At 61.4% G+C, this 23,188-nt stretch carries 18 protein-coding genes; 3 read left to right on the top strand and 15 right to left on the bottom strand.

Going from position 1 to position 23,188, the window contains the following annotated elements:
• Positions 1 to 56: 56 nt before the first annotated feature.
• The 4 genes from pheT to SPITH_RS11305 all read right to left on the bottom strand — a co-directional run bounded on the left by pheT (position 57) and on the right by SPITH_RS11305 (position 4,671).
• The gene (pheT, locus tag SPITH_RS11320; RefSeq protein ID WP_014625784.1) at positions 57 to 1,760 is read right to left on the bottom strand and encodes a phenylalanine--tRNA ligase subunit beta; all 1,704 of its coding nucleotides are present in this window, start codon (positions 1,758 to 1,760) and stop codon (positions 57 to 59) included.
• 3 nt (positions 1,761 to 1,763) lie between these two features.
• Positions 1,764 to 3,308, bottom strand: a complete 1,545-nt coding sequence (pheS, locus tag SPITH_RS11315) for a phenylalanine--tRNA ligase subunit alpha (protein ID WP_014625783.1) — start codon at positions 3,306 to 3,308, stop codon at positions 1,764 to 1,766.
• Positions 3,309 to 3,374: 66 nt separating this feature from the next.
• A complete protein-coding gene (locus SPITH_RS11310) occupies positions 3,375 to 4,046 on the bottom strand; it encodes a hypothetical protein (RefSeq protein WP_014625782.1) in 672 nt (223 codons plus the stop codon).
• The gene (locus tag SPITH_RS11305; RefSeq protein WP_014625781.1) at positions 4,030 to 4,671 is read right to left on the bottom strand and encodes a rhomboid family intramembrane serine protease; all 642 of its coding nucleotides are present in this window, start codon (positions 4,669 to 4,671) and stop codon (positions 4,030 to 4,032) included. Before SPITH_RS11305 ends, SPITH_RS11310 begins: the two co-directional genes overlap by 17 nt.
• A gap of 80 nt (positions 4,672 to 4,751) precedes the next feature.
• On the opposite strand from SPITH_RS11305, the gene SPITH_RS11300 reads away from it, so the two are divergent.
• On the top strand, positions 4,752 to 5,336 hold the full coding sequence (locus SPITH_RS11300; protein WP_014625780.1) for an SAM-dependent methyltransferase: 585 nt from the start codon (positions 4,752 to 4,754) through the stop codon (positions 5,334 to 5,336).
• A gap of 63 nt (positions 5,337 to 5,399) precedes the next feature.
• On the opposite strand, the gene SPITH_RS11295 is transcribed toward SPITH_RS11300, so the two are convergent.
• From SPITH_RS11295 to SPITH_RS11255, 9 genes are all read right to left on the bottom strand, one after another.
• Complete coding sequence (locus SPITH_RS11295) at positions 5,400 to 6,494, bottom strand: alpha/beta hydrolase (RefSeq protein WP_155816564.1); 1,095 nt, start codon at positions 6,492 to 6,494, stop codon at positions 5,400 to 5,402.
• A complete protein-coding gene (locus SPITH_RS12855; protein WP_014625778.1) occupies positions 6,494 to 8,611 on the bottom strand; it encodes a peptidase U32 family protein in 2,118 nt (705 codons plus the stop codon). The genes SPITH_RS11295 and SPITH_RS12855 overlap by 1 nt, the downstream gene beginning before the upstream one ends.
• A 118-nt stretch (positions 8,612 to 8,729) precedes the next feature.
• Positions 8,730 to 9,020 (bottom strand): PG0541 family transporter-associated protein, encoded by a 291-nt coding sequence (locus SPITH_RS11285; protein ID WP_014625777.1) that lies wholly within the window; start codon positions 9,018 to 9,020, stop codon positions 8,730 to 8,732.
• Entirely contained in the window at positions 9,017 to 12,208 is a 3,192-nt protein-coding gene (locus SPITH_RS11280) for an efflux RND transporter permease subunit (RefSeq protein ID WP_014625776.1), read from the bottom strand. The genes SPITH_RS11285 and SPITH_RS11280 overlap by 4 nt, the downstream gene beginning before the upstream one ends.
• A gap of 10 nt (positions 12,209 to 12,218) precedes the next feature.
• Positions 12,219 to 13,148 (bottom strand): efflux RND transporter periplasmic adaptor subunit, encoded by a 930-nt coding sequence (locus SPITH_RS11275; RefSeq protein ID WP_014625775.1) that lies wholly within the window; start codon positions 13,146 to 13,148, stop codon positions 12,219 to 12,221.
• A complete protein-coding gene (locus SPITH_RS11270; protein ID WP_014625774.1) occupies positions 13,145 to 14,557 on the bottom strand; it encodes a TolC family protein in 1,413 nt (470 codons plus the stop codon). The genes SPITH_RS11275 and SPITH_RS11270 overlap by 4 nt, the downstream gene beginning before the upstream one ends.
• Complete coding sequence (locus tag SPITH_RS11265; RefSeq protein WP_014625773.1) at positions 14,554 to 15,831, bottom strand: TetR/AcrR family transcriptional regulator; 1,278 nt, start codon at positions 15,829 to 15,831, stop codon at positions 14,554 to 14,556. The genes SPITH_RS11270 and SPITH_RS11265 overlap by 4 nt, the downstream gene beginning before the upstream one ends.
• A gap of 87 nt (positions 15,832 to 15,918) precedes the next feature.
• Positions 15,919 to 17,103 carry an IS256 family transposase gene (locus SPITH_RS11260; RefSeq protein WP_052296290.1) on the bottom strand — a complete coding sequence of 395 codons (1,185 nt, stop codon included), beginning with the start codon at positions 17,101 to 17,103 and terminating at the stop codon, positions 15,919 to 15,921.
• 64 nt (positions 17,104 to 17,167) lie between these two features.
• Positions 17,168 to 18,340 (bottom strand): ISNCY family transposase, encoded by a 1,173-nt coding sequence (locus tag SPITH_RS11255; RefSeq protein ID WP_014625701.1) that lies wholly within the window; start codon positions 18,338 to 18,340, stop codon positions 17,168 to 17,170.
• Between the two features lie 172 nt (positions 18,341 to 18,512).
• Between SPITH_RS11255 and SPITH_RS11250 the strand changes: the two genes are divergently transcribed.
• Together SPITH_RS11250 and SPITH_RS11245 are read left to right on the top strand one after the other, a co-directional pair.
• On the top strand, positions 18,513 to 19,757 hold the full coding sequence (locus SPITH_RS11250) for an IS256 family transposase (RefSeq protein ID WP_014625771.1): 1,245 nt from the start codon (positions 18,513 to 18,515) through the stop codon (positions 19,755 to 19,757).
• 270 nt (positions 19,758 to 20,027) lie between these two features.
• Entirely contained in the window at positions 20,028 to 21,395 is a 1,368-nt protein-coding gene (locus tag SPITH_RS11245; RefSeq protein ID WP_014625770.1) for an MFS transporter, read from the top strand.
• On the opposite strand, the gene SPITH_RS11240 is transcribed toward SPITH_RS11245, so the two are convergent.
• Positions 21,386 to 22,102 carry a J domain-containing protein gene (locus SPITH_RS11240; protein WP_014625769.1) on the bottom strand — a complete coding sequence of 239 codons (717 nt, stop codon included), beginning with the start codon at positions 22,100 to 22,102 and terminating at the stop codon, positions 21,386 to 21,388. The genes SPITH_RS11245 and SPITH_RS11240 overlap by 10 nt on opposite strands.
• 38 nt (positions 22,103 to 22,140) lie before the next feature.
• The gene (gene metF, locus SPITH_RS11235; protein WP_014625768.1) at positions 22,141 to 23,025 is read right to left on the bottom strand and encodes a methylenetetrahydrofolate reductase [NAD(P)H]; all 885 of its coding nucleotides are present in this window, start codon (positions 23,023 to 23,025) and stop codon (positions 22,141 to 22,143) included.
• Positions 23,026 to 23,188: the final 163 nt, after the last annotated feature.

The raw sequence follows: 23,188 nt of genomic DNA, 5'->3' as shown, positions 1-23,188 counted from the left end.
TATATCGGAAGCCCGAGTTGATCTGCCACCCCTTTTCGTAACAACCGGTTCCGGCGTCACTCCGCTTCAAAGAGGATGTCCAGGTTGATCTCGCAGGCTGCGCAGGGCATGGTGATGCCCCAGTTCTCGAGGACTTCAGGGTGGACTTCGCCGAAGATTCCCACCTCGCGACCGCCCACCAGGAGGGCGGCCGTCCTTCCCGGAACGAACCGCGGGTCCTCTTTCGGCTCGAGGGTGTACTCCTTGCCCAGGTAGTAGCACAGGGCCGCGACATGGCTGCTCGTCATGTTGAAGTCGGCCTTGGGATCCGCGCTCAGGAAGCCCAGCATGTTGTAGGTCTTGGAACCGTAGTTGTCCTCGGGGTCTTTCTTCGCCACCTTGCCGGTCTCGAAGATGTGGTGCGGATAGACGGCGTGCGAGGAGACGCTCTCGGCGGCGAGGAGGGAGGGGAGGACGGAGGGCCGGACGTACTCGTAGTTCTCGGAGAGGGGGTTGGCCACCCGGATCGCGTCCTCGTCGCTCATGCGCATCTTCTCTATGAAATCGCGCCGCGAGCCCAGGTAGTTGAAGATCATCTCCTGGAACCCCATGCCCACCATGAGCATCTTCACCCTGCGATTGCGTTCCTCTGCCGCAGAGAGACGGCCTACGGTGAAGTCCCTGGGCATCTCCGGGTCGAACCGGTCCATTCCGTGGCCGATCATGATGTCCTCTGCGATATCCACGGGGTGGAGGAAGTCGTTCCTGTAGACGGGAGGCACTATGGTGATGGTATCCCCTTCGATGGTGTGGGAAACCCCCATACGCGTGAGGGCCTGGGAGATCTCCTCGGAGGTGAGGTTGAGCCCGAGGAGCTTCTCCACCGCACTACGGGTGGTGTGCTCCACGGTCTGGAACGCGAAGGGGGTCGTGAGTTCCCTCCCCATGGGGGTGTCGTAGGGGTACACCACTTTCACCGGAAGGATCTCGAAGCCCTCGTCCGCCATGTCGCAGGCCACGATGGTGCAGGCCAGGAGGATGGTCTTGAGATCGAGGCCGGTGAGCTCCACGAAGAGCTCCTCGTCGCCGACCTCCACCGCCCCTATCCGTGCGCTGTTGATGATGGGAGGGAAGCTCAGGACCTCACCACGGGCGTCGGTGAGGAAGGGGTAGGCGGGAAGATGTTCTACGATCCACCCGAACTCCTGCCCCTTCGGGTGTTCCCGGAGGATCTCCCGGAGGGAGAGCTCCTTCTCCATGGAGAGGGGGACGAATCGCGTGCGGTCGGGATCGGCCGCCTTGTACTGCACGGGATACCGGATGAGCGTGGACCGGTAGATGCCCATGGCCACGGCCTTTCTCTTCTGACCGAAGTTCCAGCAGAGTTTTTCCTGTGTCTGGATGAGGTCGCGGAGGATGTCGTCGTCCACGACCCTTCCTCGAGCCACGAATCCCGCAATGTAGGGTCGTATCTCCCTGAGGCCAGGGTCCACTTCTATGGTCCGCTCCCCGCTCTCTTTCCGCTCGTTCGGGCGGGAGATGAACGGATAGGTAGGGGCGGGTTCTCCGAGGTAGGTCCTCAGCTGGCGGACGAGGCCCCGCAGGGACCAGAGGTCGGGTCGATTGGTGTCGTTGAGCTCTATCTTGAGGAGGCCTTCCTCCTCATCGACGTCGTCGAGCTCCCCTTTGGCCACGGTGAGGAGCTCTTCGAGTTCGGGATACGAGAACCGCCTTCCGAGGGCGTCGAAGAACTTGTCTCGTGAGATTTCGATCTTGGGCATGGATCAGATCCTCCTCCTGAGTCGTGCTGCCTCGATGTCGTAGGTGAAAAGGTCGCGCAGGTCGTTGAGTCCGAGGTGCATGAGGGCCATGCGGTCTATTCCGAGACCCCAGGCGAGGACCGGTACCTCTATCCCGAGGGGTTTGGTGACCTCGGGCCTGAAGATGCCCGAACCTCCGAGCTCGAACCATCCCAAGACCGGGTGCTTTATGTGCACCTCGACCGATGGTTCGGTAAAGGGGAAGTACCCGGGCACGTATTTCACCTCGGTGGCACCCGCGACCTCCTCGGCGAACATCTTGAGGAGACCCAGGAGGTTGCGCAGGTTCACCTCCTCGCCCAGGACGATGCCCTCGGTCTGGTAGAAGTCGGAGAGGTGGGTGGCATCCACCTGGTCGTGCCGGAAGCAGCGGACGATCCCGAAGTACTTGCCCGGGACCTTCGCCTTGGTGAGCTGTTTGGCCGAGAGCACCGTTCCCTGGCTCCTGAGGATGAGTCTCCGGGTGAAGGTGCGGTCGAAGGTGTACTCCCAGCCACGGCTTCCGGTCTCCCACCCGTGCTCATGGGTGGCGGCCACCCTCGAGAGATAGGGCTCGGGGATCTCCTTTGCGTACTGCGGTTCTTCGATATAGTACACGTCGTGGATGTCGCGCGCGGAGTGGAATTGGGGCATGAAGAGGGCGTCGGAGTTCCAGAACTCGGTCTCCACCAGAGGACCGTCGAATTCCTCGAATCCGAGTGCCACCATCTTGTCCTTCACCCATGCGAGGTAGTCACAGTAGGCATTGGTGCGTCCGATGAGGAGCCGTTTCGGCGGGATCTGAATGTTGTAGGGCCTGAACCGCTTGGCTTTCCATGCGCCGGTCTTGAGCATCTCCGGGGTGACGGCGCCCAGTTCCTCTCCCGTGAAGCCGGCTTTTGCAAGCTCTTGCGCCACGTCTGCGGCTTCGCGGGTGAGGACGTAGGAGACCTGTTCCCGCTCCACCAGCTTGAAGGGTTCGGATCCGGCCCCCCGTTTGCGGCTTATGGTCTGAACGAGGGTGCGCTCCTCGTCCGAGAGCTCTTCTTCGGAGAGGCTTCCTCCTTTCTCCTTGGCCTTCCGGATGAGGTTCCGCACCCCTTCGATCCTCCCCGTGGCGGAGGGGTCCGCGATGACCACGCGTTTCTCCTCGTCCATGGCGAGGAGGCCGTCCTTCTTCATCTGGCCGAAGGCGGTGCCCACTTCCTTCTGTTCGAGGTCGAGCCTCGAGGCGATCTCGGGGAGGGGAAGCGGTCCCTCTTCCTCGAGGAGCGAGAGGATGCGTGCTTCGGGCGTCCCCCTTTCGGCGTACTCCTCTCCCAACGGGGTGAGCTCGTAATACGTGCGGGTGGCCCGTTCGTGTTCCTCCACGAGCCCCTTTGCGAGGAGCCAGCTGAAGGCCTGGTTGGACTGGCCGATATTGAATCCCAGCTTCTCCTGCAGGATGGTGTGGGTGAGGGGGGTCCCGGGGCTGAAGGACAGGAGGACCTTCACTTCGAGGGGATGGAGCTGGTGTACGTCGATCGCCATTGCTGGTCTCCAGGTGTGAGAGATTGCCCTATTGTTACTCCCTATCGGGAGAGAGGTCAAGGCTTGTCAAAAGAGCGTGTAGGGTTCCACGTGTTCCAGGGTGAGAAAGGTCCGCACGTGGGCCCTGTAGCGGTCTCCGGAGAAGGTGAGGCGGGGTGGTTCGGCGAGGGCCACCTTGCCGGTGAGGGTCATGGGTTTGTTGAAGATGCGGGCCCGGGCGTACTCCCTGATGGCTTGTTTCACCGCCTCTTCCACTGCCTTTTTCCGGGCTGTGTAGCCTTCGAGTGCGGAACTGAGACCCTCACCTTCCGATGTCTCCACTTTGGCGCTCTGCCAGGTGCGGTACCAGTGGGTGAGGTCTTCCCTGAGGGTGTAGGATATGTTGGCGTAGAAGGTGTGGTCCTCCACCCATGTCTGGAGGACCCTGAGGCCCGGATCGCCCCACGGTATCTCGGCGAGGGGTTGGAGGGTGAACTCTTCTTCCACCCGGCGGGTGCGGTCGAGGGGGGTATAGGAGTAGGAGAACCCGAAGATCATGCCGGAGAAGATCCAACGTGCCTCTTCGAGGAGGAGGGTGGCGATCTCTTCTTCCGAAGGGGATGCCGAGTTCGTCTCGAGCGGGACGAGGGGATTGAGGCGGATGGAAAAGACCCCTTGGAGGAACACCTCGTCCGCTTCGAGGGTGAGGGCACAGGCGAGGGAGACTGCGACAAGGATGTCTCTACGAGAAGTACTCATTCCTGAACACCCTGAAGGGGCTTATCCCCAGTCTGAGCACCAGGTAGAGGTAGGCCCCGGCGAATCCGGCGAGGTGGGTGAGGTGCGCCACGTTGTCCTGGGCCCCGAACTGGGCGAGGAGCTCGATCGCGGTGTAGCCTATGACGAGGTAGGGCGCCGGTACGGGGAAGATCCCGAAGAGGAAGATGCGGGCGCGTGGATAGAAGGTGGCGAAGGCGAGGAGCACGCCGTAGACCACGCCGGACGCTCCCAGCAGGAAGACGCCGTAGGCCCCGCTGAGCCAGTAGACCAGGAGGGAGACCAGGCCGGCGAAGATGCCGGTGAAGAAGTAGAAGAGGAGGAACTCCCGGCTCCCCATTTCCCGTTCCACCTGGAGCCCGAAGAAGAAGAGGCCCAGCATATTGAAGAGGATGTGGTTGAACGAGGCATGGGCGAACATGTAGGACACGAGTTGCCATACCATGCCGCCCTTCAGGAGGTAGAGCGGGTTGAGGGCCATGTAGTAGAGGAGGCCCCGGTTGAGGTAGGTGAGGAAGAAGACGAGGAGGTTGGCCCCTATGAGGTAGAGCGTGACGTTGAGGAACTCGTACCGGAAGGGTTTCCTGAGGTGTGAGAGGAGATTCATGCCTCAAATGTACGGAGAGAGTTCCGGTTGGTCAATGAGCCCCCGTTGGCAGACGGGCCCCTCCTTGAGAGAATAGGCTCATGAAGTGGGACGACGACTACTATACCAGGAAGGCGAGAAGGGAGGGGTATCCGGCCCGTTCGGTCTACAAACTCATGGAGATCCAGAGGAAGTACAGAGTCGTCTCGAGAGGGGACAGGGTCCTGGATCTGGGAGCCGCGCCGGGGAGCTGGAGCAAGTATCTCCTCTCGTGTGTGGGGGAGAAGGGGCTCGTGGTGGCGGTGGACCTCCTCCCTCTCGTGATCGGTTCCCACGAGAGGCTCGTCTTCTACCAGGGTGATTTCACGTCCGATGAGGTGCAGGAGAGGATCGATGTCCACGCTCCGTTCCAGGTAATCGTGAGCGATGCCGCGCCCTCGACGAGTGGTAACAGGGGGCTCGATACGGCCCGGTCCGAGGCCCTGGTGGAGCGGATCCTCTCCCTGGCCGGACGCTGGCTTGTCCCGGGGGGCAATCTGGTGGCGAAGCTCTTCCAGGGGAGTGGTGCCCAGGAGATTTTCAGGGCCGTGCGTGAGGGGTGGGAGAGGGCTTATTTCTTCAGGCCGCAGGCGACGAGGAGACAGTCCTTCGAGGTGTTCGTGGTAGGGGTGGGGAAGCGTTCATAGGAGAGTTCCTCCTTATGGCCCCTCGTGAGGTGTGGGGTCCTCACGGTCTTTCGGGAGGGTGGATCACAGATGTCCGATGGACGTCGTGGATCCCGAGGGTGTGGGAGTGTGCTGTCCCCGCTTCGTCTTCAATGGCTGGAGGGGTGGACGTGTGGTGCAGAGGGTGCAGGGGGCTGAGGTGGGGGCCGGCCCCCTCCCCAGGAAACTGGTGATGAGGGAGAGGACTTCGGGGTCGGGGGAGCCGGAATCGAGTTCGAAGTGGTCGGCGGTGGGTACCAGGGCGGTGTAGAGGATGGGGAGTCGTTCCTGAAGGAAAGTGCGGTTGTACTCGTTGTCGACTACGGTGTCCCCGCCTGCGAGGATGAGGAGAGTGGGGGGGGTGGGGATGCGGGGGACGCTGCGGGTTCTCGCTTCCCATGTCTTGAGCCTTTCGAACCAGGAGAGGGGGAAGATACGGAGGCCGAGTGGGGTATGAGAGAGGGCCCGGACTTGTCGGATGAAGGGGGTGGTGAGGGTGTGGATGGTGGAGAGGAGGGAGTATGCCCTGGTATGGATGAGTGGGGCGAAGAGGATGAGTCGGAAGAAGGGGGAGGGGTAGCGGAGGGAGTGGTCGATGAGGGCGAGGGCACCGGTACTGTGGCCTATGGCTGCGAGGGGGGGGTGGAGGTAGGGGGAGAGGGCGTTGAGGGTGTGTTGCACGATGTCGCCGTAGATCGAAAAGTCGGGCCAGGCCGCTCCTCGTTCTCCCGTGGAGAGACCGTGACCCGGGAGGTCCACGAGGACCACGTCCCACCCCTCTTCGATGAGAGTGCGTGCGAGGGCTCCGTAGAGCGAGGAATCGGTGGCGTAGCCGTGGAGCACGAGGACTGTGCCACGGCTGTGTGTGTGGCGATGGAAGAGGTGGACGCAGAGGGTGTGGGGGCCCGCAGGGATGGTGCCGAGGAGGTAGGTGAGGTCTGGGTATTCTTCCGGGGTGAGGGTGGTGCGGGCGTAGTCTGCGAGAGGACCTTCTTTTGGGGGGGTGGAGAGGGGGGTCAGGGGAGGGAGGAGGCGGGAGAGGGTGATCCTGAGGGGGAGGGTTTCGTCATGGGTGGGGTTGATGGTGGCACAGGAGGTGAGGAGGATGATGGCGATGAGGGGGAAGAGGGCTCTGTTCATCATAGGGGTTCCTGTTTCTCGAGGGGAGAGGCGATGGTGTAGGTGATGCCGTCTCTGTACAGGAGGGTGAGGGTGCGGTGATTCTGGGTGAGGGTCATGTCGGTGGGGGTGTGGCGGACGCGGGAGATGAAGATGGGGGGGAGGATGTCCTGGTAGAGGGGCTGGTCGCGCGGGTCTTCGATCCAGGGATAGGCGAAGAGGAGATGGGGGATGTGGTGGGTGAGGAGGGTGAGGGTGGCGCGGTTGCTGCAATAGAGGAGGTAGTCGATGAAGAAAAAGGTGCGGTCGGGGTGGTGCTGATGGAGGGTGCGGGCCCAGAGGATGTGTGCAGGGTTGTTGAGGCCGATGAGGAAGTGGTATGCAGGAAAGCGTTCGATAAGGGCGAGGAGTTCGGAGAGGCCTTCCTGCTCGGGGAAGGAGGTGGGGGGAAGGGGGAGTGCGAGGAGAGGGGTGGGGAGGTCGGGGAGGGTGAGGGAGGCGAGTTGGGAGGGGGTGAGGGTGGAGAAGCGGGTGGGAAAGGGGAGGGGGCCTCCGGGGGAGAGGAGACGGCGGGGGGGAGGGGTGGGGAGGGTGGATGGGTCGAGGTGGAGGGGGACGGGGTGTGTGAGGAGGTCGTGAAGCGAGGAGAAGAATTCCCTGCGGATGACTTTGAGTTCTGATGCGGGGATGAAGATGTGGGTGAGGGGGAGGGTGAGTGAGGGGTCGGAAGTGATGGTGAGGCTGGAAGAGAAGGGGATGTGGTGGGGGGGTGCGTAGGAGGAGAGGAGGGTGTGGATGAGGGTGAGGGTGGTGTGCGGGGTGCGGGCGGGGGCGAGGGTGATGGGGTAGGTGCGGGTGTGGGTGCGAAAGGGGAGGGTGGCGGTGAGGGTGAGGGTGGAGGGGGTGAGGGTGAGGGCGAGGGGGATGTGGAGGGGGGAGGCGGGGAAGGCGGTGGGGGAGGGGGTGGGGAGGGTGGCGTCGTGGCGGGCGACGAGGCGGAGCGGGGTCCCCGCCGGCACCGGGCGCGGCGCCGGGATACGGGCGCACTCGCCGGAGCGGGCCGTCGTTCGGGCCCTCCCACCCACCTCCAGGCGCTCCACCCCCCACCACACCCCTTCCTTCCGCACCCCCCTCCCCTCCAGCACGACCCCCACCCCATCCCTCACTCCCACTTCCCGCTCCAGCGCCACCTCAACCCACCCATCCCCGCTCTCCACCACCACCCCTGCCTGTACCCCCACGTGCCCCGGGTACCCCTCCTCCACCAGCCCTTCGTGCCCATCGAGGTGTCCCGTGCACCACGGCCGTGCGAACGCTGCCCGCACCTCCTCCTCCATCCCCTCCGCCCCTCTCCCCTCGAGCAGGGCGCGATACCACCGTACTGCGGCGCGCACATACTCGGGGCTCTTCATTCTCCCCTCTATCTTGAAGGCCCTCACTCCCACCCCGGCCAGCTCCCGCACCCGCTCCCCCGCCGCGAGGTCGCGCATCGAGAAGTAGTACCCCTCTCCCCGGGGCCCCTCCTGCCACGTCCGGCACACCTGGGCGCACACCCCCCTGTTCCCCGACCGGCCCAGGAGCAGGCCCGACGCCAGGCACATCCCCGAGATGCTGTAGCACATCGCGCCGTGCACAAACACCTCGTAGTCAAGCTCGGGCACCTCCTCCACGATCCCGGCGATCTCTTCCAGCGCTAGCTCCCGCGCCAGGATCGCCCGACGCACCCCCAGATCCCTCAGGACCCTCGCCCCATCCGGGCTGTGGATCCCCATCTGGGTGGAAGCGTGCACCTCGAGGCCGGGCACATACGTGCGTGCCAGGTACACCACCCCCAGGTCCTGGACGATGATCCCATCGACCCCCATGAGGGCGAGGACCTCGAGCACCCGGGCTACCTCGGGGAGCTCCTCGTCCACGATCACCGTGTTGAGCGTCACGTACAGACGGGCCCCCCGCCCGTGCGCCGCCCCCAGGAGACGGGAGAGCTCCTCCATCTCCACATTGTGCGCAAAGGCCCGGGCCGAAAACCGGGTGAGCCCCACGTAGAGGGCATCCGCCCCTGCCTCGAGGGCATGGATACCCGCAGCAAAGCTCCCCGCAGGGGCCAGGATCTCAGGACCTCTCCCGGGTGTGCTCATCGCTCACATTCCCTCCTGTAATATACCATACCAGAGAGCACCCCCCTTCTTCCAGAAATACCCGCAAAGAGGAGAGCCCCGGCGCTCCGCCGGGGCTCTCTGTGAATGCAAGGAGGGATCACTCTTCAAACGTACATGGCATCTCGAAGAGCTTGATACCCTCGTTGGGGAAGAGCCTCTTAAGATCCGCCACCGCCTCCCTGATCTTCGCAGTCTCCTCCTCACCCGCGTAGATGATGAGCACGAAGTTCGTCTCGGGCCAGATGTGGTCGCCCTTTCGAGGCCCTGAGCTCCCCGCACCCTGCACCTGCGGGATGAGGGTATAGTGCGCTCCTATCCCCCGTTCTTCGAACAGGTCGAAGAGATCCTCTTCCACCGAGTGGTTTGCGATGATCTCTATGCGTCTCATGCCTGTACCTCCCCGTTGGTAAGGATGGCCGCTCTGCGTGCCGCCTCGCGCTCCTGACGCCGCTGCTTCCTCTTTTCCGAGAATTGGTTGAAGATCGAGTAGATCACCGGGATGAGGAAGAGGGTGAAGAGGGTGGAGACCGAGAGTCCGCCGACCACGGTCTGGGCGATGGGCTGGATGAGACTCATCCCCTCACCCTGGGTGAAGGCGAGGGGGGTGAGACCCAGGACCGTGGTGAGGGTGGTCATGAGCACCGGCCTGAGTCTGTTCTTCCCCGCCTCAACGCACGCATCGAAGAGGGGAAGGTTCCGCTTCCTCAGGAGGTTGGTGTAGTCCACCAGCACGATCCCGTTGTTGACCACGATCCCTGCGAGGATCACGAGTCCCACCGCGGTGAAGAGACTGAAGATCTCACCTGTGAGGAGATAGATCCCCACGATACCGATGAGCGACAGAGGTATGGTGAAGAGGATGATGAACGGATCCAGGAACGACTCGAACTGGCTCGCCATGATTCCGAAGACGAGGAAGACAGCCACGAGGAGGATGATCACGAACTTGGTCCCGTATTCGATGAGCTCCTGGTAGTCTCCGGAGAACTCGATCACCACCCCCTCGCCCTGGGGGATACGCTCGGCGATGAGCGCGCGGATCTTGGGTTCCACCTTGTCGATCGTAGCCCCGGGAGCCAGGCCTGCGAGCACGTGAATGGTGCGCGTCTGGTCCTCACGCTGTATGCTCGTGGGCCCCGTGGATGTCCTGAAACTCGCCACGCTGGAGAGCGGGATCCGGTTGCCCCTGCTGTCGGTGAGGAAGATCCGCTCGAGGTCCCTGATCTTTTCCTTGTCCTCTTCCCTGAGGGAGACGAGGATGTCGTACTCGGATCCCCCTTCCCTGAACCTGGAGGCCGTGATCCCGTCGATGGCCGCCTCTATCTCCTGGCCAATCTGGTAGACGTTGAGCCCCAGGGCATATGCCCGCTCGCGGTCGATGATCACCTCCACCTGAGGGAGCCCTTCCTGGAGGTCGACCCGTGGCTCGGTGGCCTCGGGCACCTCTTGTGCGAGGAGATCTCGTATCCGGTAGGCCATTTCCTTGCCCAAGGCATAGTCGTCTGTTTTCACCAGGATATCGATGGGAGAGGCGGACCCACCCATGCCTCCCTGATTCCCCGATGAGAAGGTGAACGAGACATTCGGAAAGTCCTTGAAGTGGGCGCGCAGCTTCTGTTCGATCACCTCGGCGGAGTCGATTCGCTTGCTGTATTCGGGGAGCGTGATGGTGAGACTCCCCCGGTGCGTGCTCGTGCCTCCCAGTCCGAAGAAGGCGCCTTCACCGGCCGTGAGCATGATGTCCTGGTAGCCTTCCACTTCGGATTTCACTATTTCCTGGAGCTGCTCGAGCACCCCGCGGGTCACTTCCACCGAGGTCCCGAGCGGAAGCTCCACCTGCACGCTCACGCTGTCCGCCTCCTGTTCCGGGAGGTATTCAAAGCCCACCCTCGGGATCTGGACTGCGGCGAGGATGAAGAGCGCGATGATGGCGAGGATCGTCGTCTTCCTGTGCCGGAGGGTCCAGGAGAGTCCCCTGCCGTAGACCTTCTCGAGCCAGGAGAAGAAGCGTGCGAGGATCCCGTCCAGGCCCTTGAGGATGCCCCGGAGCGGTTTCTCCTTCCTCGTGGTGAGTGGAAGGTAGTGGCTCGAGAGTACCGGCACCAGGAGGAGGGCCACCGCGAGCGAGGAGAGGAGCGAGATCACCACGGTGAATGCGAGATCCGCGAAGAGCTCTCCTATGGTCTCGAGCTCGCTCTGGAAGATGGCGATCGGCAGGAAGACCGCCACCGTGGTGAGGGTGGAGGCCGTGATGGCGGTGATCATCTCCTGGGTGCCGAGGATGGCCGAGATGTGGGGCTTGGCCCCCTTCTCACGGTAGCGGAAGATGTTCTCCAGGATCACGATCGAGTTGTCGACGAGCATCCCTATTCCCAGTGCGAGGCCGGTGAGGGTCATGAGGTTGAGGGTGATCCCGGCGAAGTAGAGGGCCGCGAGGGCGATCACCACGGAGATGGGAATGGCGAGCCCCACGATGAGTGTGGGTTTCACACTTCGAAGGAAGAGGAAGAGCACGACCATGGCGAGGATGGCCCCGTTGAGGGCCGAGGAGGAGACCTGGCTCAGGGCCGCCCTGATGCTCTCGGTGGTGTCGCGGGTGATCGTGATCTTCACGTCCCGGGGGAGATCCCGCTGGATCTGGGCGATGCGCTCCTTGGCCCTGTCGGCCACCTGTACCGAGTTGGTACCGCTCTGCTTGAGCACGGCGATGGAGACGCTCGGTTTTCCGTTCACGAAGACCATGGTGTCGGTACTTCGGTAGCCCATGGACACGTCCGCCACGTCGCGGAGGAGCACCGGTACCACGCGGGGTATCCCTCCCGAGGTCTGGCTGGTCTTGTAGCCCACCACGGCTCGGGAGATCTCCTCGATGGTCTGGAACTCACCCGCGGTACGGATGAGGTAGTTGATCCTGTTCTCCGTGATCCTTCCTCCGGCGAGCTGGACGTTCTGGGTCCTGAGCATGGTGGCGATCTGGGTGAGGGTGATCCCGTAGGCCTCGAGCCTGTCGAGGTGCACGTCCACCCGCACTACGGGGATACGCCCCCCGCTCACACTCGCCATGGCCACCCCTTCGGTCTGTTCGAGCCGTGGGGCGATGTAATCCTCGGCGAGTTTCCGGAGCTCCTCCTGACTGCGATTCCCTTCCACCGTGAGCCTGAGGATGGGGATGATGGAGGGATTGAACTTGAAGATCATGGGCGTGCCCGCCTCCTCGGGGAGGGCGTCCTTCACGAACTCCAGGTTGTCCCTCACCGAGTTGGCAGCCTCGGCCATGTCGGTGCCGTAGGTGAACTCGAGGATCAACATGCTCGAGCCTTCGCTCGAGGTGGAGGTGATGCGCTTGAGGTTCGTCACGTTGCTGAGCACGCTCTCGAGAGGACGGGTGATCACCTTCTCCACCTCCTCGGGTCCCGCTCCCGCGTACGAGGTGGAGACCACGAGCACAGGTGGGGTGATTTCGGGATACAGGTCTATGGCGATGTTGGTGATCGTATAGAGGCCGAATCCCACGAGGAGCGCGAAGACGATGGCGATGGTGGTGGGCCTTCCCACGACCGTTCGTGTGAGCGACATGTGTACCTCCCTATTCCACGCGGTCTTCCACCGGAAGGGGTGGCACCTGCTTCACCACCTGTACCTTCACCCCGTCGTCGAGGAAGGACTGGCCTTCCACCACGATCTCTTCTCCCGGGGAGAGGCCTTCCAGGATCTCCGCCTTGCCCGAGATGCGGATACCGGGTACCACTTCCCTCCGTTCGACGTGTGCCTCGTCGCCGGTGCGTTGCACCACGAACACGAAGGTGTTCCCGTCCCTGGAGAGGAGGGCCTCTTCGGGTATCTTCACGGTGTTCCGGCGTTCCTCGGTGATGAGCTTGAACTGGGCGAACATGCCGGGCTTTATCCTCGGGTCTCGTGAGGTGAAAGAGAGCCGTATCTCGAGCGACCGCGTGTTCCGATCCACTACCGGGCTCGTCTCGGTGAGCACGGCCTGGAATGTCTCGCCGGGATAGGCGGCGAAGGTGACGATGGCCCGCGCACCCTGCTGCATCCTGCCGATGAAGCGTTCGGGTACGGATGCCACGATCTCGAGGTCCGCGAGATCGGATATCCTCGCCACGGCGAGGCTCTGCACCACGGTACTCCCTATATGGAGAGGAAGCGAGACCACCGTCCCCGATATGGGGGCCCGCACAGGGCTGGGAACGAACTCCATGCCTGGTCGGGATGGGTCCACCTCTGCGATCACTTGTCCTTTTTTCACATAGTCGCCTACGTCCACGTAGAGGCGGGTGAGCTTGCCTGCGGTGTCGGCGTAGGCCTCTACCGTGGAGGCCGGTTCCACGTCGCCCGAGAGGTCGAGATAGTCGTAGAGCGAACCCGAGACCGCGTTGGTGGTGGCCACGGCGAAGACCGGTTCCTGTTCCTGGGATGCGGTCTGGGGGGTGGGAGTCTTCGGCATGCACGCAGAGAAAAGAAGGAGCACGCCTGTGGTGAGGAGTATGACTCGTCTCATTCCTGTCCTCCTATGAAAGTCTCGAAGGGTACGTTCAAGGTATAGGAAAGGTCGATGAGGTTGGTGAGGATCTGTATCCTGTCCGACAGTACCGAGAACTGCGCCTGGCGGAGCTGGGTCTCGGCATCCATCACCGCCACGAGGTCCTTGAGGCCCGATCCATACGCCTCTTCCGCGAGCTGGTACGAGGTGCGGGCGAGCTCGAGGTTGGCCTCGTGGGCCTTGAGGTTCTCCTGCGCCGTCCGGATGGAGTCGAGGAGGGACCTCACTTTGAGGTAGGTGCCGCGCAAGGCCTCTTCCAGTTGCAGCTCCATGGCCTCGAGAGTCCTGTCCTGGTTCGACAGGTTCACCCATGTCTGGGAGGCCGGTATCCAGGGGTCGACCGGTACGGTGACGGTGATGCCGAACATCCCGGAGCGCTGTTTCCACATGGTGTCCATGTCCTCGAACCAGGGATCCGCGAACGGGTCGCCCTGGAAGGTGGGGTCGGCCGTGAGGGTGAAGGTGAGGACCGGGAGGCGGGAGGATGCGGTGATCTGACGCTGGATGCGCTGCATCTGGAGGGCTTTCACGAGTTCCTGGATCTCGGGACTCCTGTCGAGAGAGAAACGGGAAAGATCGATGGAGGTGAGCGAGAGTGCAGGGGTGGTGATCTCCCCTTCCAGGACCACGGGATGTTCCAGGTCCATGCCCAGGAGCATCTTGAAGTTGAGGAGGGCGTTCTCGTAGGCCATGGAGAGCTGGGCGATCTGAGGTTTCATGGATTCCCATGCCACCCTGGCCGAGAGGAGGGTCTGGCGGTCCACGAGCCCGTTCTGGAAGAGTCGTTCGGTCTGCTGATAGCGGGCCTCGGCTGCCTTGAGGCTCTCCTCCATGATGGAGAGTTGCTCCCTGCTGAGGATGAGCTGGTAGAAGGCCTTGCGCACGTCGCGTTCGACCTGTTTCCGGGCCTTCTCGAGGGTCTCGAGACCCCGTTCGTAGTCCATGAAGGCGAGTTCGATGCCTCCCACGAGCTGGAAGGTGAGGGTGAGACTCGCCTGGATGTTCGTGGAGAGGTTCCAGGTGTGAGGGATTTCCTGTTCGTAAGTGGCTACGTAGTCATAGATACCCGAGCCCGGGGGACTGTCCGGAGGCACGGGGATCAGCCCGCTCACCGTGCCGGGCGCCTCGTGGAGCCTGCTCAGTGTGGCGCTCGCCGTGATGCGGGGGTAGAACTGGTTGAACACCGTATCCCTGATGAGTTTTTTGCTCTCAAGGTCGAGCCGGGTCCTCCGTATGGAGAGGTTGTGGGTCAACGCCTGGGAGACCGCATCTTCGAGGGTGAGGACGAGGGCCTCCTCTGGCCAGAGGGGGACGGCGAGTACTGCATAGAGCAGTACGCAGAAGACTCTCTTGTTGAGCAGCCTCATGGTAACCTCCGTTCGTGGTCGGTGTCTTTTTCGTGTGCGGAGATCTGCTCCGCATGACGCTCGATTCCCTTGAGCCCCTCGAGGAAGTACGCCCAGACGATGAGTGCCTCCGAGGGGCGTATGAGGACCTTTTCCTGCATGAGGGAGCCGGTGAGGATGTGGAGAAAAGGGATCATCTCCGCGGGCTTCAGAGCCTTCCTGAGAGGAAGGGGGGAGAAGAGGAGGGCAAATCGTTCGAGATAGGGTCTGATCTGTTCCCACGCCCGCGCATCCCTGAGGGGCCGGAGGGGGGAGTTGATTCTGAGCCAGTTGGTGACAGAGAAGAGCCGTTTGTGGATGTGAGAGTATTCGGCAGCGTAGAGGATGTAGCATAGGATCTTTTCCTCGATCGAGGTGCACACCGCAAGCCTTGGAAAGAGGGGATCGAAGAAGCCAGTGATCTGTCTCAGTATGGTGGACACCACGAGATCGCGCTTGTTCTTGAAGTAGGAGTACAGGGTCGTCCTCGTTATCCCTACCTCGTGGGCGATGTCGTCCAAGGTGGTATTGGCGATCCCTTTTTCGTGTATCACCTTCTCGGCGGCGGAGAGGATCCGGTCGAAGTGGGGGGCCTCGGCTTCCTCCACCCGGGCGATCGCCCGAACGCGATCGAAATCGGGTAGGACGAACGAACCTCTCACGGTTCCATGAATGATCACCTCCATGATCGTCTTCACCCTCTTCTCGGAGTCCATACTGGAGAAGAAGGTGCTGAAGGACTCCCAAGGGTTCTCCCTCTTTTTGGGGAACTCCTTGAGGAGGGAAAAGAGAAAGGTGGTGCCGATGAGCTTCTGGATGTGTGGGACATACGGATCGGGGATATGAGGAGCTCCGGGGCGGGAGAGGAGCGTGCCCATGACCTCGATGGAGTTCTCTTCCACTTCCCGGTAGAAGTCTTTGAACCGTTCCTGGATGGTGATATGCTGAGGAGGGTAGAGGAAAAGGTAGAGTCCTGTGTGGGCTTTGAAGTCCTCGAGCAGGCGGGAGAGATAGAAGAAGAGTCCCTCTTCAAAGGAGAGGGATGAGATGCGTGTGAGGTCGCGCACGAGTGTGCCGTGCACGTCCCTCGCGTGTACCAGGATGGCCTCAAAGAGCGATTCCTTGGAGGGAAAGTATCGGTAGAGGGCCTGTTTGGTCACTCCCAGTTCCTCGGCAACTCTGGTGAGCGTGAGACGTTGGAAGCGGTCCTTGGCCCAACCCCTGAGAGCCGCGCGTATGATGTCGTCGGAGGTCATTCCGTGTACTCTCTGTGGTCTAGTTGACGTCTAGTTGGTAACTATACTACTAAAAGTCAATCAGGGCGTCAAGGGAAGCGGGCACTGTCAAGGGGGAGTGTTGAAATTGAGCTGGAGTTGATAAGGGGTGCATCTCCCCACCTCTTGTATCACCTGCATGCCCACCACGTAGAGGCCTACCACCTCATCTGCATGGGCACGGCTCATATACCCAGGATACCTCCGCAGAAAGCTCCTCATGTGTCGAAACATGTTCTCCGCAAGGTTGCTCGTCCTCACCTTCTTCTTCCACTCATAGGGTAACTCCAGATAGGAGAAGAGCCGCTCCTTCCGCCACAGGAGAGCAGCCGTCATCCGGGGGGCCTTCGTCGCCCACTTCTTCACGAATGCCTCGAACGCTTCCTCTGCCTCCTCCTTCCCTCCTGCCTCAAAGAGCCTCCAGTACTCAGTCCGAAAGGCTCGCCTCTCCTCCTGGAGGTGAGCCTTCTTCCCCTTCTGGTCCCCCATATCCTGCAGAAGCTTCTGCTCAAGGGTGCATTGCAGGTGCCAGAGGCATACCTGCTTCTTCGCCTCAGGATACACCGTCTCCACGGCCTGCCGGATCCCCTCAGCCTCATCGGCCACCACCAGCTCCACCTCATGAAGCCCTCGCTCATAGAGTTTGGTAAGGAGTCGCTCGTAGCTCGCCTGGTCCTCCTGCTCCGCAACGACCCAGTCGAGGAGCTCATGAGATCCGTCCTCCTTCACCCCCACGGCACTCAGGACAACCAGCTTCTTCTGACCCCTCCCACGCCTCTTTGCCCACACTCCATCCAGCACAAGGGCCTTCACTCCTCTAAGGGACCTCCTCCGCCACTGCTCCTTCTCCTCACGAAGACCTCTGATGAGCCGCAGGAGTGTCTGCGGGTGAGCCTCGCCTATCCCCAGCTCCCGTAACAGGATGGCCCACGTCCGCGCGCTCATCCCTCTCACATACCCAAGGAGGAGCTGCTCAGCGAGGGCCACGAGCCTCTGCTCGTAGGTCACCAGCTTTACCTCCTTCCCCCCGCCGGTGCGAATGCGGGGCACGCGTACCTCCTCGATCGGCCCCCAGGGGGTCTGCACGCTCTTCCACTTTCTGTAGCCGTACCGGTAGTACGGTGCCTTCTCAGCCTCCCCTCGTGCATATCGTGGTCGTCCCACTGCCTCCTCTCTCAGCGTCTCAAGGAGGTGCTCCAGGTACGTCTTGTAGGTGTGGCGCACCTCCTCCCGGAGTTGGGCCTCCACTGTCAAGACTCGATGAAAATGTCACCCTTTTTAACTCAGTTAAAATGTCACCCCCTGGGTAGTATTCTCTTCATCCTGCCCGCTGTTTGGTGCGCCGTGCAGGAGTTACCCGCTCATACTTCAACTCCCTATTCTCATGGAACAGGGAGATCGTTTCATCCAGGTATTTTCGAACCAGGACCTTCTGTTTCGGCCGAGGAAGGAAGCCTTTGTCGTTCTTGATCTGCAGCACCTGCCTCTCATAGTAGATTGTGTAATCGTTTTGTACGACTCGATTCGCTTCAAAGCAAAAGATCTCTTTCAGCTTCGTTTCTTTGGTACATCGCACATGCACGTCCTGCGAGTCTTCCGCTTCTACCGCAAAGCGTTCGTTGAACTGAGGCAGGAACGTCTCCCACAAGTACCGGTTCGCCTCCTCGATCGTACAAATCCCCGCAAGACGCAGTTCCTTCACCAACCGATCCTGCAGAATCCCGTTCCGCCGTTCCACCCGCCCTTTCGCTTGCGGCGAATACGCACTCACGATCTGTACCCCCAGTTTGTCGCACGCCCGCTCGAATGCGGTTTTCGGCTCTTTGCCCGCCAACTGTTCCTCCAGCGTCGGTTCCCGCAGCGTCTTGTAGCCGTTTTTCAAGTCACAGTACAGACTCATCGGGATCCCATACTGCTCCACCCAGCCCCACAGCAGCTGCATCGCCGCAGCGCTCGTCTCCTGTTCACTGAACCGCGCATACGTGATCCCCGTCGCATCATCCACCATCACCATCAAGCAACAGGCACTGCGCCGTCCTTCAAACCAATCATGCGGGGACCCGTCAAACTGAACCAGCTCCCCAAAACAGGCCCGCCGTTTCCTCCGGCTTCGGTACGGCTTCCTCCTCTTCTTCCTCGCCCAGATTCCTTCCTCCAGCAGCCACCTGCGTAGCGTCTCGTGATCCACCTCAAGACCTTCCTTCGCCAACTGCTCGCTCGCAAACGTCGGCCCAAAATCCCCGTACCTCTCCCGATACCTACTCACCACCCTCTGCCGAAACTCCTCCTCCTTCCGATTCCCCGACGGTTTGCCTCGGTTCCCATGCCGCAATCCCGCGATCCCCCCTTCCCGGAGCCTCTTCTCCCACCGCTGCACCTGCCGTTTGCTCACCCCTAAGATCTGCGCTACCTGCTCGTTCGTCAGACCTTGGCTTTCCATCTTCCCCAACACTTCCGCTCGTTTTAATTCCTTTAGACTCATCTCGATCATCCCCCCATTCTCTCAGGGGGTGACATTTTTATCGAGTCCTAGGGGTGACATTATTACTGAGTTTCAACACCGGAGTTGGGGGGACTGTAACATCGAGTGTTGAAAAAGGCGGGGAAAAAAGATAAGGGGTATCTCCCACCACCAAACCTCTGAAAGAAGGAGGAGATACCCCATGAAGCGTGGTAACACACGCACACTGATTGATACACAGTATACCCTCTCTGATCTGATGAAGCAAGTGGAGGCCCAACTCCGGGAGGAGGTGCGCCACACCTACAAGACGTACCTGGAGCACCTCCTTGAGACGCTGAGAGAGGAGGCAGTGGGACGACCACGATATGCACGAGGGGAGGCTGAGAAGGCACCGTACTACCGGTACGGCTACAGAAAGTGGAAGAGCGTGCAGACCCCCTGGGGGCCGATCGAGGAGGTACGCGTGCCCCGCATTCGCACCGGCGGGGGGAAGGAGGTAAAGCTGGTCGCCTATGAGCAGAGGCTCGTGGCCCTCGCTGAGCAGCTCCTCCTTGGGTATGTGAGAGGGATGAGCGCGCGGACGTGGGCCATTCTGTTACGGGAGCTGGGGATAGGAGAGGCTCACCCGCAGACACTCCTGCGGCTCATAAAGCGTCTTCGTGAGGAGAAGGAGCAGTGGCGGAGGAGGTCCCTTAGAGGAGTGAAGGCCCTTGTGCTGGATGGAGTGTGGGCAAAGAGGCGTGGGAGGGGTCAGAAGAAGCTGGTTGTCCTGAGTGCCGTGGGGGTGAGGGAGGACGGATCTCATGAGCTCCTCGACTGGGTGGTTGCGGAGCAGGAGGACCGGGCGAGCTACGAGCGACTCCTTACCAAACTCTATGAGCGAGGGCTTGAGGAGGTGGAGCTGGTGGTGGCCGATGAGGCAGAGGGGATCTGGCAGGCGGTGGAGACCGTGTATCCTGAGGCGAAGAAGCAGGTATGCCTCTGGCACCTGCAATGCACCCTTGAGCAGAAGCTTCTGCAGGATATGGGGGACCAGAAGGGGAAGAAGGCTCACCTCCAGGAGGAGAGGCGAGCCTTTCGGACTGAGTACTGGAGGCTCTTTGAGGCAGGAGGGAAGGAGGAGGCAGAGGAAGCGTTCGAGGCATTCGTGAAGAAGTGGGCGACGAAGGCCCCCCGGATGACGGCTGCTCTCCTGTGGCGGAAGGAGCGGCTCTTCTCCTATCTGGAGTTACCCTATGAGTGGAAGGAGAAGGTGAGGACGAGCAACCTTGCGGAGAACATGTTTCGGCACATGAGAAGCTTTCTACGGAGGTATCCTGGGTATATGAGCCGTGCCCATGCAGATGAGGTGGTAGGCCTCTACGTGGTGGGCATGCAGGTGATACAAGAGGTGGGGAGATGCACCCCTTATCAACTCCAGCTCAATTTCAACACTCCCCCTTGACAGTGCCGAGTTGGGCCTCCACTTGCTTCATCAGATCAGAGAGGGTATACTGTGTATCAATCAGTGTGCGTGTGTTACCACGCTTCATGGGGTATCTCCTCCTTCTTTCAGAGGTTTGGTGGTGGGAGATACCCCTTATCTTTTTTCCCCGCCTTTTTCAACACTCGATGTTACAGTCCCAGGGAAGCGGGGGAGGGGATCGGTACGAATTCGTCGGCCGACGGTCGAATACTGATTGCACTCCGGCGCAGGCTGAGGTATAGTGTAGACATGATGCAGCGGGGACTTTCACGGACGACGAAACTGGGGTACGGGGTCTGCGATCTTGGCGGCAATCTCTTCTTCACCATGGTGGGGTTCTTCCTCCTCTACTATCTCACCGATGTGGTGAAGCTTTCCCCGGCCCTCGCAGGTACGGCTCTCCTCATAGGGAAGGCCTGGGATGCGATCTCCGATCCCATAGTGGGCTACCTCTCGGACAGGACGGTCTCTCCCCTGGGACGCCGCAGGCCCTACATGCTCTACGGCGCCCTCTTCCTCTTCGTCTTCATGATCATCATGTTCTTCCCCATGCGTTTCTCGAACGACTTCCTCTCTTTCCTGTGGTACAGCGTGCTCTTCTGTGTGCTCAGCACGGCGTACACCATGGTGAACATCCCCTACAGCGCCCTCGCCCCGGAGCTCACCGTGGACTACCATGAACGTACCGTGCTCAATGCCTACCGGAACGTTTTCGCCATCCTGGGTACCTTCTCAGGGGCCCTCCTCGTCCTTCCCCTGGTGGGCCTCTTCTCCGACTACCGGGTGGGCTGGCCGTTCATGGGTGGGGTGTTGGGTCTCATCATGCTCCTCTCGGCGTTCGTGACGGTCTTCACGGTGAGGGAGTCCCCTCCCCGTCAGAGACCGCCCCAGGTGCAGATCCTGCGTGCCTATGTGGGGGTCCTCTCCTTACGGAGTTTTCGCCTCGCCCTCGCCACATGGACACTACACATTATGGGGGTGACCATCATCCAGAGCGCTCTCGTGTACTACTTCACCTATCTCGTGGGGGATACTTCGGCCTTTCAGATCACGCTCTTCGCCCTCCTCCTCACGGCCCTCATCGCCGTGCCCTTCTGGGTGTGGGTGTCGAAGCGGGCCGGCAAGCGGTTCGCCTGGAACGCCGGGATGCTCGTCTTCGCAGGTGCGGTCCTCGCATTCGTGTTTCTGGGAAGGAGCCTGGGGCTCCCCGCCGCGTACGTCTTCATCGTGCTCGGAGGTTTCGGGTTCTCCACGCAGTACGTGATCCCGTACGCCGTGCTCCCCGACATCGTGGAGTACGACTACGCCAAGAACGGCATCCGGCGGGAGGGGCTCTTCTACGGCATGTGGACATTCATGAGCAAGGTGGGACAGGCGCTCGCCCTCGCCCTCTCGGGGTGGATCCTCTCGCTCTTCCACTACGTGCCGCCTTCCGCCGAGGGCGTGCCCCAGGTCCAGCCGCCCGAGGCCCTTTTCGGGATCTCGCTCCTTGTGGGCCCCCTCCCCGCGGTCCTCTTCGTGGTCGGGGTGCTCGTCTTCCTCTTCTACCCCATCACGAGGGAGTTCTACGAGAAGATCCTCAAGATGGTGGAGGAGCGCAGTCCCTCTCACATGTGAGGCCCTTCACTCCCGAACTGGAGAGGGGGTTTCGCCAGTTCGTCCAAGAGCCACCTGCTCATGCGGACATAGGGGTCGAGGCTGGGGATGCGCCCGCCCATGGTGATCACCCAGAGGCTCCGGTCGCGCGCCGCTCTCCCGGTGGAGGCCCTCCCCGTCTCCTGGTACTTGAGGAAGAGCCGGAGTGCGGTGAAGAAGCTCTTCCTTCCCCAGAGATACCAACGAAGGTGCTTCATGGTGGTGATACCTGGAAGGTACTCCTCCATCAAGGCCTCGAAGGTCGAGAGGAACGAGGGGTCGTAGACGGTCGCCCAGTGACGTATGGCCCTGAGGACCCGTTCGTTTCGCTCATGAAGAGCGGGGTTGTGGCGTATCCTGTAGGAGTGGAGGCCCAAGGTGAGGTACCGGTAGAGAGACAGGTAGAGCCCGAGCCGGGGGCTGATCTCGCCGGTGTAGCCGCACTCCCTCACCACCTCTTCAGGGGTGCGGTCTTCGAGGAAGAGCGGGCCCCTTCTCCCCAGGTCCTTGCGCCTCAGAGCCGCTTCGTAGACTTCCCTGAGCCGGATGAATCGCTCCCCGTCTCCCCCTGTCATGTCGGGATGTGTGACCTTGGAGAGGATGCGGTAGAGGGTCTTGAGTTCTGAGAGGGTGTATCGCCCGGTCGTGAGGACCTTGCGTATGAGCCTCTCCTCCTCTTCCCGGATCATATGGAGAGTCTAACGGGTTTTCCATGAAAGCGGAAGCGTCAGCCGAGTTGGGGGAGGTGGCGTATCCCCAGGGTCTCGCATATGGCCTTCACCGCACGCGAGGTGTTGAGGGTATAGACGTGTATGCCGGGGACCCGGTGGTCAAGGAGGTCGCGGATCTGTTCGGCGGCCCAGTGGACCCCCACGTGGAAGAAGCCCTCGTCGTCGGTCACCCTGGAGAGGGCCCTGAGGAGTCGTGCCGGATAGTGCATGCCCGCCGCGAGTTCGGCCATGCGCTCCATGTTCTTACGCGTGGTGATGGGCATGATCCCGGCTATCACCGGCACCCTGATCCCCGCGAGCTCGCAACGTTCGCAGAAGTCGTAGTAGTCCCTGTTGTCGAAGAACAGCTGAGTGACGAGGAAGTCCACCCCGGCGTCCACCTTGTGTTTGAGGTGCTCCATCTCTTTGAGGCGGTTGGGCGTCTCGGGATGCCCCTCGGGGAAGGCGGCCGCGCCCACGCACATGTGGGGAAAGCGGGCCTTTATGAACCGTACGAGGTCGACGGCGTGGGGAAAGACGCCGAATGGATTCGGGTGATGTGCGAGCGAAGGGGGAATGTCACCCCGCAGGGCGAGGATGTTGTGGATCCCCTCACGGTCGTAGGCCTCGAGGATGCGGACGATCTCCTCCTCCGTGCTCCCGACGCAGGTGAGGTGGGCCACCGCCTCCACTCCCAGTTCTTGGCGGATGCGCACCACGAGTTCGTGCGTCTTCTCCCGGCTGGAGCCGCCCGCCCCGTAGGTCACGCTCATGAAGTCCGGTTCGAGGAGGGCGAGCTCCCTCACCGTGGCGAACAGGCTCTCCCATCCCGAGGATGTTTTTGGGGGAAAGAACTCGAAGCTGAAGAGGGTTCGTCCTTGTCGAAACAGGTCTCTTACCATAGCGGCATCCCGCTCCTCTCTCCATGGTCGGCACGATCGGGCTCCTTAGCATAACGCATCCGGCGGCCTCGTGTCATGCCCTCTGGAATTGCATATTTATACATCTTCCCCCCTGTTTTTGCATGTATATTGACTCTTTTGGATAATTTTAGTTTATTTAGTA

Source organism: Spirochaeta thermophila DSM 6578 (genome assembly GCF_000184345.1).
GTDB lineage: Bacteria > Spirochaetota > Spirochaetia > Winmispirales > Winmispiraceae > Winmispira > Winmispira thermophila.
Note: the sequence above shows the minus strand (reverse complement) of the source record. Positions and strands in the feature narration are given on the sequence as shown.